This window comes from Streptomyces sp. SID1328, from assembly GCF_009865595.1.
Lineage (GTDB): Bacteria > Actinomycetota > Actinomycetes > Streptomycetales > Streptomycetaceae > Streptomyces > Streptomyces griseoluteus.
This window is the reverse complement of sequence record NZ_WWKH01000386.1, coordinates 1-11,640: the sequence shown is the minus strand read 5'-3', so window position 1 is coordinate 11,640 and position 11,640 is coordinate 1. Positions and strand designations below refer to the sequence as shown.

Annotated in this window: 10 protein-coding genes; 4 read left to right on the top strand and 6 right to left on the bottom strand. The window is 70.7% G+C overall.

The annotated features are described in order from the left end of the window. The first annotated feature begins 649 nt into the window (after positions 1 to 649). Positions 650 to 1,309 (top strand): HEAT repeat domain-containing protein, encoded by a 660-nt coding sequence (locus tag GT030_RS11470; protein ID WP_202459975.1) that lies wholly within the window; start codon positions 650 to 652, stop codon positions 1,307 to 1,309. A gap of 11 nt (positions 1,310 to 1,320) precedes the next feature. After that, positions 1,321 to 2,352 carry a MerR family transcriptional regulator gene (locus tag GT030_RS11465; RefSeq protein WP_161201009.1) on the top strand — a complete coding sequence of 344 codons (1,032 nt, stop codon included), beginning with the start codon at positions 1,321 to 1,323 and terminating at the stop codon, positions 2,350 to 2,352. A gap of 21 nt (positions 2,353 to 2,373) precedes the next feature. On the opposite strand, the gene GT030_RS11460 is transcribed toward GT030_RS11465, so the two are convergent. The 3 genes from GT030_RS11460 to GT030_RS11450 all read right to left on the bottom strand — a co-directional run bounded on the left by GT030_RS11460 (position 2,374) and on the right by GT030_RS11450 (position 6,368). Then, positions 2,374 to 3,294 (bottom strand): CDP-diacylglycerol diphosphatase, encoded by a 921-nt coding sequence (locus GT030_RS11460; protein WP_161201008.1) that lies wholly within the window; start codon positions 3,292 to 3,294, stop codon positions 2,374 to 2,376. Between the two features lie 192 nt (positions 3,295 to 3,486). Beyond that, positions 3,487 to 4,947: an AMP-binding protein gene (locus GT030_RS11455; protein ID WP_161201007.1), complete on the bottom strand. Its 1,461-nt coding sequence runs from the start codon at positions 4,945 to 4,947 to the stop codon at positions 3,487 to 3,489. Between the two features lie 35 nt (positions 4,948 to 4,982). Beyond that, positions 4,983 to 6,368 (bottom strand): MFS transporter, encoded by a 1,386-nt coding sequence (locus GT030_RS11450; RefSeq protein WP_161201006.1) that lies wholly within the window; start codon positions 6,366 to 6,368, stop codon positions 4,983 to 4,985. Positions 6,369 to 6,559: 191 nt separating this feature from the next. Here GT030_RS11450 and GT030_RS11445 point away from each other — a divergent pair, with 191 nt between their 5' ends. Continuing rightward, positions 6,560 to 8,368 (top strand): GAF domain-containing protein, encoded by a 1,809-nt coding sequence (locus tag GT030_RS11445; protein ID WP_161201005.1) that lies wholly within the window; start codon positions 6,560 to 6,562, stop codon positions 8,366 to 8,368. Between the two features lies 1 nt (position 8,369). On the opposite strand, the gene GT030_RS11440 is transcribed toward GT030_RS11445, so the two are convergent. Then, positions 8,370 to 9,188: a hypothetical protein gene (locus tag GT030_RS11440; RefSeq protein WP_161201004.1), complete on the bottom strand. Its 819-nt coding sequence runs from the start codon at positions 9,186 to 9,188 to the stop codon at positions 8,370 to 8,372. Between the two features lie 198 nt (positions 9,189 to 9,386). On the opposite strand from GT030_RS11440, the gene GT030_RS11435 reads away from it, so the two are divergent. Then, positions 9,387 to 10,631 carry an MFS transporter gene (locus GT030_RS11435; RefSeq protein ID WP_161201003.1) on the top strand — a complete coding sequence of 415 codons (1,245 nt, stop codon included), beginning with the start codon at positions 9,387 to 9,389 and terminating at the stop codon, positions 10,629 to 10,631. A 233-nt stretch (positions 10,632 to 10,864) separates the two neighbouring features. Here the strand turns inward: GT030_RS11435 and GT030_RS11430 are convergent, their stop codons facing one another. Further along, positions 10,865 to 11,032, bottom strand: coding sequence for a hypothetical protein (locus GT030_RS11430; RefSeq protein WP_161201002.1), 168 nt, complete (start codon positions 11,030 to 11,032; stop codon positions 10,865 to 10,867). Positions 11,033 to 11,345: 313 nt separating this feature from the next. Beyond that, positions 11,346 to 11,640 (bottom strand): aldehyde dehydrogenase family protein (locus GT030_RS11425; RefSeq protein ID WP_161201001.1); only part of this gene is annotated, 295 nt, incomplete at its 5' end.

Below are 11,640 nucleotides of genomic sequence, written 5' to 3'. Positions count from 1 at the left end.
ACTGGCCCCGAGGCTACGCGCCGCGGCGCCCGCCACTGCCGGCCGTCGGGGCTCGCCGACCTCGGGCGGAGGCGCCGCCCGCCGGGGCGGCTTCACAGGCCGTAACAGCTATGTCACCGCCGAGAAGCAACAGGCCGACAAGGAAGCAGGGGCAGAGAACCACTGAGCCAGGCCCTGGTTACCGCCCTCGTCCAGAGCAGATCCGGCGAGTTGGCCCAGCCCGGCAGGCACGGTCTTCCGTTGCGGTGGTCAGCGAATTCGACACTCCGTGATCACCGGGAGCCGTGCCTGCGCGGCTACCTGTCGATCCATCACCATGGCGACCGAGTTGGCGTATCAGGCCCTTACCGGGGTTTTGGTAACGCGCCACGCACTGGGTCGACCGGCCCAAGCCGCCCTCGTGAGGACCCGCACGCGCTTCAAAGAGATCTCCAACGGGCGTTCGTCGCACAGGCGGTCAACGGCGTCGAGGTCCGCCGGGCCGGCGCGCTCGTCCTGGTCGGCCACCCCCGGCCCGCACCCCGACATACCGGAGACGGTGAGCAACGAAGCGCTGCGCAGGCGGCTCGGACCGGGACAGATGGCAGGCACTTGACCCTGACACAGTGGCAAGGTTTCCACTGGGGTGCTGGAGGTGGTCCCCATCGACATGACCGCTCAGCACACTCATCTGGTCAAGGCCATGGGTGCCAAGGACACGTCGGTTCGGCTTCAGGCAGCCATGGCGGTCGGTTCGCGTGCCGATCCCGTCTTCCTGGAGACTCTCGTCGAGCGGTGTGCCGTAGAGCCCGACTTCTTCGTGCGAGACATGCTGTCCTGGGCGTTGACGCGTCTCCCGCCGGACATCACCTTGCCTCGGCTCCGAGTGGAACTGGGCTCCGACTGCGGTCAGGCCCGTAGCCAGGCGTTGCACACGCTCTCCAAGGTCGACGACAAGAGCACGTGGGGCTGGATCACCCGTGACCTCCTGCGTGACGCCGATGACGAAGTCGCACGGACCGCTTGGCGTGTGGCGGTGGTGCTTGTGCCCGCGGGGGAGGCGCGGGCCTTGGCCGACGAGCTGGTCCGGCAGCTCGGGCGTGGTGATCGTGACGTGCGGTTGAGCCTGAGCCGGGCTCTGGTCGGCCTCGGAGAGGAGAGCCGGCCCGCGCTGGCGGAGGCCGCCGAGCACCCGGACCCGGTCGTCGCGGCGCACGCGCGCGCCACCGAGGTACTGAGGCAGAACCCGGAGGCCGGTTTCGACGCGGCGGTCGAGGAGGCGAAGCGTACGGTCGTGCTCGGTCCGGAGCGCGGGGTGGCTGAGGCATAGGAGGACGTACGTTGCTCATTGGGGAGGTGGCTCGGCGGTCCGGGGTGAGTGCGCGGATGCTGCGGCACTACGAGGCCCTGGGGCTGGTGCGGCCGACCGGGCGGACCGTCGGCGGGTATCGCGAGTACTCGGCCGACGACGTCCGAAGGATCTTCCATGTGGAGAGCCTGCGGTCCCTCGGGCTGTCGCTCAAGCAGATCGGGCGCGCGCTGGAGGACCCGGCCTTCACGCCGTCCGCCCTGGTCGGCGACCTCATCCAGTGGGCGGAGGACCGCCTGGCGCGTGAGCGGGAGCTGCTCGAGCGGCTTCGGGTGATCGACGCCTCCGCGCCCACCGGCTGGCAGGACGTCCTCCGCGTCGTGGAACTCATGCGGGAACTCGACTCGGCCAGCGCCGCCCGCAGACAGCGGGCCGTCCTCACCCCGCCGGAGGGCGTGCCGGTTCCGGCGGAGCTGCTGGCCGGGGCTGTGCTGACCGAGTCGGACCCTCATGTCGCGGGCGCGCTGCGCTGGGCCCTGGCGCGGACCGGAGACGACGGCGTGACGGCGCTGGCTGCCGCCGCATGCTCCGAGGACGTCGGCATCCGGCGGCGCGCGGTAACGGCGATCGCCGGGATGGCGGAGGTGCCGGGCGCGATTCCGGTGCTCACGGACCGGCTGGAGGACCCGGATGCCCTCGTCCGCAGACAAGCCGCCCTCGCGCTGGGCGCCCACGGAGTGCCGGCCGCCGTGCCGACGCTCGTCCGCATGGTCGTGGAAGGCACCAACGACGTGGACGCGGCCGAAGCCCTGGGCACCCTCTCCCGGGACCCCGCCTGCGCGACCCGCATCACCAGCCTCCTGGCCGACCAGCTGGCGGCCCCCACCGCCGATGCCGCGACCCGGATTCGTCTGATCCAGGCGCTCGTCGAACTGGAGGGAACCACCCCGCTGGAGATCCTGCGCCAACTCGCCCGCGACGAGGACCGCACAGTCGCCCTGGTCGCATCGGCCCTGGCGGGCGTGCTGGAGGAGCGGGCCGCCGAGGTGCTGGACGACCCGTAGTGGTCGCCCGGCACATGTGCGTCAGCTATACACGAGCAGGGAGTCGCATGTGCTCGTGCCGTCGTGGATCGACGTGTCGCTGTTGAGGACGTAGAAGGCACCGGCGAACCCGGCGGCGGTCATCTTCGGGACCACGATCATCGTCTGGGCGGCCATGTTCAGCGAGTTGGGGCGGACGACGTTCGTGTAGAGCAGGTTGAAGAGGTTGTCCCGGAGGTTGGGGAGCCGGAGGATGCGGTACACACGGTCGCCCGCCGAGCCCGTGACGGCGGCCTGGTTGGCCGGGTTGGCCCACTGTGCGGGGGACGTGGCCATGCGGCTCTGCGACTCGAGTTCCTGAAGGCGCCGCTGCGTGCTCACCCGGACGCCGGCCATGTGGATGTGGAGCTGGTTGTAGCGCCGGGCGGTCTGCGAGTTGATGCCCAGGCCGATGTTCGGGTACTGCACGGGGACATCGCCGCCGCTGCGGGCGTTCTCCCACGCCTCGTGCCAGTAGTTCGGCGGCCCGCTGGTCACGAGGAACGGGCACTCGATGCCCGTGACTCGGCACGTCGGCAGCAGGAGATAATTGTGCGTCGTCTCCGGCTTTCCGTGCAGCACGATGTAATTCGGGGTCATCTTCAGACAGTCCGGCTTGGTCTGTGGCGGCGGGGGGACGATCCCGCTGGTGCAGTACTGGACGTCGTGCCACAGCGGGTCGTTGTCCGTGGGCCGGCCGCAAATGCCCTGGAGGCTGGTGGGCGGGCACGAGCTGGTGCCGCCCGGGGGAGGCGTGGTGGGGCACGAGTCGGGGGTCGGACCAGCGTCGACACCGCTCGCCGCCGCCGCTGTACCGCCGGCCGTCGCGGCCGCGCCCGTCAGGACCGCCGCGGCACCGAGGGCACCGGACAGCGCGACGAATTGACGCCGGGGGACTTCCTTCGCATTCTGCTGGTCATGCATTTCTGATCTCCGATGGAGTGGGCGCCGACGGGGGTTTTCGCAGAGTAAGTCCCGGAAATTGATTTGCGGTGATTCCACCCGTCGGCCGAATGAGTGAGCGTCCGGAATGACCACCGGGCGCCGCACCCGGATCGCCCGGCCAACCGCGTGACCTGGACGCCAGACCGGTTTCGCCCACTCCCACCGTTTCCACTAGTTCAGGCGCTCCGCACGCAAGGCCGAGCGCCTGAGTTTGCCGGCCGCGCTGCGCAGCGGTTCCGTCACCAACTCGACCGACCTGGGCCGCTTGTGGGGCGACAGCCGGGTGGCCAGGAAGTCGGTGATCTCCTCGGGGGTGGTCGTACGCCCCTCCTCGATCTGCACGATGGCGTGGACGCGGTTGCCCCGGTCCGGGTCCGGCAGGCCGATGACCGCGCTGGACAGGACGTGCGGGTGTTCGGTGAGAGCGCCCTCGATCTCGGCGGGGTAGACGTTCACCCCGCCGACCAGGAGCATGTCGGACCGGCGGTCGTGCAGGTACAGATAGCCGTCCGCGTCGAATTCGCCGATGTCGCCGAGGGTCGACCAGCCGTCGGTCTCCTGGACCTCGGCCCCCAGGTACCGGAAGGCGGGCGGCTTGCCCTCCGCGACCCGCATGAAGATCTCACCGGGGACTCCGGGCTCGGTGACCGGTGTGCCGTCCAGACCCACGATCTTGATCTCGCCCCAGGCGGGACGGCCCACCGACCCCCGGTGCGCCAGCCACTCCGTGCCGGAGATCGTGCAGCCGGCCTGGGCCTCGGTGCCCGCGTACAGCTCCCAGATCCGGTCCGCGCCCAGCCAGTCGATCCACGCCTGCTTGGTCGCGGGCGGGCAGGGTTCGGCGCAGTGCCAGACCGAGACGAGGGAGGAGAGGTCGTAGCGGGCGCGGACCGGTTCCGGGAGGGCCAGGATGCGGCGCATCATGGTCGGCACCAGGTACACCCAGGTGATCGCGTGCCGTTCGACCTCGGACAGCACCCGCTCGGCGTCGAACCGCTCCAGGAGCGTGACCGTGCCGCCGTTGAACAGCGTCGTCATCGCCGTGGAGAAGGGGGCGTTGTGGTGGACGGGGGCGGTGACGAGGGACTGTTCGCCGGGGCGCAGTCCCCATGCCTCCATGTCGAAGGGGTTGAACGCCCCTTCCGCCCCCGACAGGATGATCTTCGGCCGGCCGGTCGATCCGCCCGAGGTGGGCGCCTTCCACGAAGGGCCGATCACGGTGGTCAGCTCGCCCTCACCGGCGCCCAGCCGGCGCAGCTCGGCCACGGTCGTGGAGCGGTCGGACGCACCCTCCTGGAGGCCGATCACGACCGGCGGTTCGGACAGCGCGAGGATCGCCCGCTCCTCCGCCGGTGCCAGCCTGGTCGACAAGGGCTGCGGTACCGCGCCGAGTCTGAGGCAGGCGAAGGCCGCCACCACGACGTCCAGGCCGTTGGGCAGCATGAGGGGGACGATGTGTCCGCGCGCGACGCCGGAGAGTTTCAGGCCGCGTGCGACCGCGTCGCTCGCCCGGTACAGCTCCTCCCAGGTCAGTTCCGCGTCGCCGGCGCGGACCGCCACGGAGTCGGGGCGTTCGGCCGCGTACGCGGCGGGGACGTCACCGAGCGGGAAGCCCGGTTCGGGGGTGAACATGACTGTGGCTCCTCGTCGTTGGGGAATCCGGCCGGTCAGGAGTAGAGCTGCGCTCCGGGCAGCACGTCGGGGTCGCGGCGCACCTCGGCCGGGTTCGTCTCGGGCAGGAACCACGCGCTGGCGAAGGTGATCAGGCCCATCAGGGTGATGTACGCGGCGACCAGCGTGGTCGTCCCGGTCTTCGCGATGACGGCGGTCATCAGGATCGGCGTACCGCCGCTGACCACGATGGCGGAGAGCTGGTAGGCCAAAGAGGCGCTGGAGTAGCGGACGTTGGGCGCGAACAGCTCACCGAGGAAGGCCGCCATCGGGCCGTACGTGAGCCCCTGGAAGAGGAAACCGCCGGTGATCGCGACGAAGACCAGCGGCGCCGAGGCCGTATTCACCAGGGCGAAGTACGGGAACGCCCATGCGGCCACGCCGAGTCCGCCGACCAGGACCAGCTTGCGGCGGCCGAAGCGGTCGGAGAGGTGGCCCGCGTAGGGGAGTATCCCGGCCATCAGGGCCGAGCTGAGCAGGGTGACCGTGAGCAGGGAGTCGCGGTCCATGTGCAGGGTCGTCGTGCCGTAGCTGAGCAGGCCGGTGATGCTCACGTAGAAGAGGCTGTTGGTGGCGGACAGGGTGCCGCAACCGAGCAGGATGGTGTGCCAGTTGCGGCGTACGGCCTCGGTCAGCGGGGCCCGGACCACGCTCGCCTCCGGCCTGCGGGCGGCCGCTTCCTGGAGTTCGCGGAAGTCCGGGGTGTCCTCGACCTTGTTCTGGATGTGCAGGACGACCGGGAACATGACCGCGCTGAGCAGGAACGGGATGCGCCAGCCCCACTCGAGGAACGCGTCGCTCGAGATGACCGAGCCGGTCGTGGTGAAGATGAGGTTCACGATGATGACCGCGACCGGGACGCTCGTCTGGCCGAACGTGCCCGCGAAGCCACGGCGTTTGGGGTGAGCCGACTCCGTGAGCAGCAGCGCGATGCCGCCCCACTGGCCGCCCGCCGCCGCGCCCTGGACGAAGCGGAGCAGCACCAGCAGCACCGGTGCCAGCACCCCGACGCTCGCCGCGCTCGGCAGACAGCCGATGAGGAACGTCGCGGTGGCCATGCCGATCAGGCACGCCACGACCGTGGGCTTGCGGCCGTGCTTGTCACCGAAGTGACCGGCGAGCAGCCCGCCCAGCGGCCGGGCCACGAACCCCGCCCAGAAGGTGCTGAAGGACAGCAGCGTGCCCATGAACGCGGACGAGTGCGGAAAGAAGACGTGCGGGAAGACCAGCGCCGCCGCCGTGCCGTAGAGGAAGAAGTCGTACCACTCGATCGAGCTGCCGGTCAGCCCGGCCGCCAGCAGCTTCCAGTTGGTACGGCGTACGGGCGCGGTGGCGGGCTCGGAGCCGTTGCCCTGGACGTGGGCCTGCGCGGATGAGGCCATGGGAGGCATCCCTCCGGTTCTGGTCAGGGGTATGTGCGGGGGCGCCCGCCGGCCGGTCGGGACATGTGCCACAGCTCTGTGTGGGGCGAGAGTAGGGCTGAGCAAGCGCTTTGGGAGATGGGGATTCGCTACACTCCTCGCACCTCAGGGGTGGGTGAATCCACCACCTCCCTTTCCGTTGAAGGCAAGCGATGGCACAGAGCGATTCCGAGCCGGCGGGCGAAGGCGGCCAGGGCGAACTCGCCGCCTACCGGCTGCGCCGCGAACGCGAGCTGAGCAGCCTGTACGCGACGGCCCGCTCGCTGACCGTGCTGGGCGAGGTCGACGAGGTGCTGCCGTCGATCGTCCGGGAGGCGCACGAGCTGATCGGCAGCGACTTCGTCTACCTCTCGCTCCGCGACACGGGCGGCGCTCTCGCCCTCAGCGCGTCGGCCGGCACCATCTCGTCCGACTTCTCCTCCGCGCGCATGCCCGCCGGGGCCGGGCTCGGCGGCTGGGTGATCGAGACCAGGGCGCCCGTCTGGGTGAGCGACTACCGCCGCGCCGACGGCTTCCACCGTGATCCCGTCTTCGACCGGCTCGTCTCCGACGAGGGGCTCGTGGCACTGCTCGGCGTCCCCCTCCTGGTCGGCGACCGCGTGATCGGCGTCCTCTTCGCCGCCGACCGCACCGAGCGCCCCTTCGAGAAGGACGAGGTCGCCCTCCTCAGCGCCTTCGCCGACCATGCCGCGACAGCCCTCAACAACGCCCGGCTGTACGACGAGAGCCGAGTGGCGCTCCAGCGGCTCCAGGACGCCTACCGCGTCATCGAGGACCAGGTCGCCACCATGGAGCGGGCCGCCGCCGTGCACGAGGCGCTGACCCATGTGGTACTGGCCGGGGGCGGGCCGGGTGACATCGCGCAGTCGTTGGTCGACCATCTGGAGGGCGTGGTCACCATCCGGGACCGGGACGACGAGGTCGTGGCCACGCGGTCCGCCGGGGCGGTGACCACAGGGGAGGATCCGCGCCTGGAGAAGGAGCTGCTGGCGGAAGCGCGCCGGACCGGCCGGTGCGTCCACGGCGAGGGAGCCGACGGTACGGTCCTCAGCGTGGCCGCCATCCAGGCCGGGGGCAGCCACCTCGGCTCCCTGTCGCTGCGGCGGCGGGCGGTCACCGAGTCGGCGGACGTCCGGATGCTGGAGCGCTCGGCCCAGATCACCGGCCTGCTCGCGCTCCTGCGGGACGCCCGCGTGGAGGCCGAGGAGCGGGTACGGGGCGAACTGCTCACGGAGTTGCTGTCCCACCCGCCGCTTCAGCCCGTCCATCCGGCGCTGCGCGACCGCGCGCTCGCCCGGGGCGTCGACGTCGACCGGCTGGACGTCCTGGTCACGGCCGACTGCCACGACCGGTCCACCGCCGACGTCGTGCGCGAACTGCACGCCTTCTCGGCGGAGTTCTCCGGCCTCGCGGGGGAATACCTGGGCCGGGCGACGATGCTGCTCCGCGCCGACGACCCCGAGGCCGCGGTACGGACACTGCACCAACGGCTGCGTCGCAGGCTCGGTACCCCGGTGCTCGTGGTCGCCGACCGGGTCACCGGGCACGACCGCGCGCACTCCTACACCCTGGCCGTCCGCTGCCTGGACGTCATGCGCAGCCTCGGCGAGACCGACCGGAGCGCCACGACACGGCGGTACGCGATGTACGGGCTCGTCTTCGACCCCCGGCGCGCACAGGAGCTGGAGGGGTTCGTCACCGACTCCCTCGGACCCCTCCTCGACTACGACCGGCGCCGCTCGACCGACCTCGTGAGCACTGTCGCCGCCTACTTCGCCCACTCCGGAAACCTCAGCCGGACCGCCCATGCCCTCCATGTGCACACCAACACCCTCCTGAAGCGCCTGGACCGCGTCACGGCCCTCCTCGGTGACGACTGGCGCTCGGCGGACTCCGCGCTGGGGCTCCATCTGGCGGTACGGCTGCACCAGTTGAGGGTGGTGCTGGACGGGCCGGGGTAGGTCAGGGCGTCGCGGTTCCGTCGCGGTCGCGCAGGGACAGCAGGGTCCAGCCGGATCCGGACGGGTCGAGCGGCCTGGTCGCGGCGGTGAAGAGTTCCGCCGCCCGGCGGTAGGAGAGACGGCCACGTCCGGTCACCGGGCAGCGGTCGGCGGGGGGTGTGGTGGCGGGGGCCCGGCGGGCGGTGACGAACACCGGGCCCGCGGTGCGGCCGGCGAGGAGGAGGGGGAGGAGCCGGGCCGTGCCCTCGCCCCAGCTCAGGCGGGTTGACGCGCTGGGCCGGGTACGGCGCGCCGGGAGGTCCAAGTGGCCGATGTCCAGGGCGAGTACCTGCTCCACGGGGGCTCCGGACTCGTGCAGGAAGTACCAGAAGGCCAGCTCTCTGAGGGGTGCTCTCAGGGCCAGGGCGGCTCGGGCGCGGTCCGGGAGCCGGGGCGGGGCTGGTGCGGGTGGCGGGGCCAGGCCGAGGGCCGGGTCCCTGGTGATCCAGCCCTGGGCCAGCCACCATGCCGTGGCTGCACGGAAGCAGGCCAACTCACGGATGAGCGTGGTCGGTTGTGTGGTGGTGGAGCGGTCCGTCAGGGCTCGGCGCAGGCGTTTCGGGATCTCCGGGTCGTCCAGCAGGGCAAGGGGGACGGACGGGGGATGGGTGCCTCTGCGGGCGCGGCCGGCGGGGGTGCGCCGGCCGACCAGGGGCCAGGCCCAGCCGAGCAGGGAGATGCGGTAGATACGGCGGGACGCGGGGCCGAGGCCCGCTGCTGCGGCCAGGTAGCGGTCGACGGCGGCACCGTATTCGACTGGGACCGCTTGGTCCTCGCTCATGTCACCCACCCGCAGTAAATGAGTTCTTCGGACACCTTCTTGGGTTGCGCTGTATGACCTTACCATCAGGCGTGTTGCAGTAAATGGAGTCCATTTACTGCGTCAATCCGCTTCGGAGAGAGCTTTTTTATAAAGGGGCGGTGTTTATTCGCGGAAACCCTTGCGGCGAATTGCTCGGCGGAGGCAAGGTGCGGATTCATGACACTCGGTACCCACCGGCTGCGCGTGCTGCGGCATGCCCGGTTCCGGCGCTTCCTGCTGGGGCAGACCACCTCGCTGCTCGGTTCAGGGATGAACACGATCGCCGCGACATTTGCCGTCCTGCGGCTTCCCGGTGGCGGGGTCGATGCCGTCGGCGGGGTGATGGCGGTCCGGATTCTCGCCGTACTGGTCGTGCTGCTGCTCGGGGGTGTGTTCACCGACCGGCGCGGGGCCCGTACGGTCATGCTGGCTGCGGATTCGCTCCGGTTCGGCTCGCAGGCTGTGCTGGCCCTGCTGCTGCTCACCGGCAGCGCGCGTCTCTGGGAAGTCGTTGTGCTGGCGGTGCTCCTCGGCCTGGGCGAGGGAGGGTTCATGCCGGGACTGTCGGCACTGGTTCCCGGTCTAGTCCCGGAGGATGAACTCGCCTCTGCCAACGCCCTGTTGGGGATGGCTCGGCCGGTCACCTCGATCGTGGGGCCGGGGCTCGCCGGGTTGCTCGTCGCCGCCTTCGACGCGGGGACGGTGGTGGCGGTCGACGCGGTGAGTTACGGCGTGAGTGTCGTGGCGCTGGTGGGGTTGCCGGTGGCGCGGGTCCCGGCCTGCGGGCGGGGGCTGGTCAGTGAACTGGGACGCGGCTGGCGGGAGTTCACCTCGCGTACCTGGCTGTGGGTCACGACTCTCCACATCGGCCTCTTCAACTTCTTTCTCTGGGCGCCGTTCCTGGTGCTCGGGCCGTCCATTGCCGAGCGGCGGCTCGGTGGGGCACGGGCGTGGGGGCTGGTGCTGGCGTCGGAGGGCGTCGGGGCGATCGTCGGCGGGTTGCTGCTGCTCGGCCGGAATCCCAGGCGGGGGCTGACCTGGTCCGTGGCCGCGTCCGCCGGGTGGGCCGTTCCTGTGGCCGCGTTGGCCATGGGGTTGCCGCTCGCGTGGGTGGCGGGCGCCGCCTTCGTCGCGGGGAACGGCGCGGCCGTCTGCACCACTCTCGCCGCTACCGTGATCCAGCGGGACATCCCGGCGGAGGTGCGGGGGCGTATCGGCGCGTTCGACAGTCTGGGTGCCTTCGCCCTGGGACCGCTCGGGCTGGCGCTCGCCGGACCGGTGTCGGGAGTCGTGGGCGCGGAACGGCTGCTGGGGTTCGGGGTGCTGTGGCAGGTGACGGCGGTGGGGGTGGTGCTTACGGTGCCGTCGGTGCGGAGGCACGAGGCGACTCCGCACGAAGAGAGGCGGGTCGCTGTCCACTGACCGCCATCGGCGGACGGATCACCGGCCGTCCGCCGACGGTGCCTACTCGCCGCCCCGCACGGTCACGGACAGGAGCTGGAGCTCTGGCCGACCACGTGGGCGTCCGCGTTGTCCGCCGCCTTCACATAGGCGGCCGACGTGCCCCGGCGGTCGTAGGTCTTGGTGAAGTCCGGGGCCAGGTCGATGATGAACTTGACCTTGTAGCAGTACCCGGCGTCGATGCGCAGGGTGTCCTAGTCCTCCTTGTACGGGGTGTGACCCCCGTTGGGCGACAGGTAGTACGTGGTCTGCGCCACGCCGTCGCTCGAACAGGTCGGCTGCGTGGCGGTCCACGAGCCGGTGCTGTCACCGGAACGGCACCAGTTCTTGAGCGCGGTGGCGCCCAGGGCGGTGTCGTTCACGGAGGACGAACATCCCCCGACACCGCAACTCGCTCCGGCACTGGCGGTGGTGGCCGAACCCATCACGCCGACGACCGTCAGCGCCGTCACCGCGGCCGCCGCTCTACCGAGCCCTCTGGGCAGCACTTTCTTGGAAAACACCGAACATCCCTCCCCTGTCGGCTCATGCGAAGGCATGAACTCAAGCCAGGAAGCTAGTGGCATTCACGGGCGGTGTCAGCGCGTTCGCGTCGCTGTGAAATTGCCGTCCGGGGGCGTGGGGGAGGGAAGTTGTGGCCCAACAGAGCTGCGTGACGTGGTCCGCCGCCACGCCCTAGGCCAGCGGCTTGCTCAGTACCGCCTTGCGGTGGCTGAAGGTTTCCAGGGAGTAGTGGCCGTGGTAGCTGCCCATGCCGCTCTCGCCGACACCGCCGAAGGGGAGGTCGGAGACGGTGAGGTGGGCGAGGGGGAGGCCGTGGCCGAGGCCGCCGGAGGAGGTCTCTGCGGCGATGCGGTCGCGGGTGGTGTCGGAGTCGGTGAAGACGTACAGCGCGAGGGGCTTGTTGCGGTCGTTGATGAAGTCCACCGCCGCGTCCAGGTCCGGCACGGTGACGATCGGGAGGATGGGC

What these genes read in the sequence shown, in the direction of transcription:
- GT030_RS11470 (WP_202459975.1), top strand. Translation starts at nt 650, where the DNA reads ATGACCGCTCAGCACACTCATCTGGTCAAGGCCATGGGTGCCAAGGAC.
- GT030_RS11460 (WP_161201008.1), bottom strand. Translation starts at nt 3,294, where the DNA reads ATGCATGACCAGCAGAATGCGAAGGAAGTCCCCCGGCGTCAATTCGTC.
- GT030_RS11455 (WP_161201007.1), bottom strand. Translation starts at nt 4,947, where the DNA reads ATGTTCACCCCCGAACCGGGCTTCCCGCTCGGTGACGTCCCCGCCGCG.
- GT030_RS11450 (WP_161201006.1), bottom strand. Translation starts at nt 6,368, where the DNA reads ATGGCCTCATCCGCGCAGGCCCACGTCCAGGGCAACGGCTCCGAGCCC.
- GT030_RS11445 (WP_161201005.1), top strand. Translation starts at nt 6,560, where the DNA reads ATGGCACAGAGCGATTCCGAGCCGGCGGGCGAAGGCGGCCAGGGCGAA.
- GT030_RS11440 (WP_161201004.1), bottom strand. Translation starts at nt 9,188, where the DNA reads ATGAGCGAGGACCAAGCGGTCCCAGTCGAATACGGTGCCGCCGTCGAC.
- GT030_RS11435 (WP_161201003.1), top strand. Translation starts at nt 9,387, where the DNA reads ATGACACTCGGTACCCACCGGCTGCGCGTGCTGCGGCATGCCCGGTTC.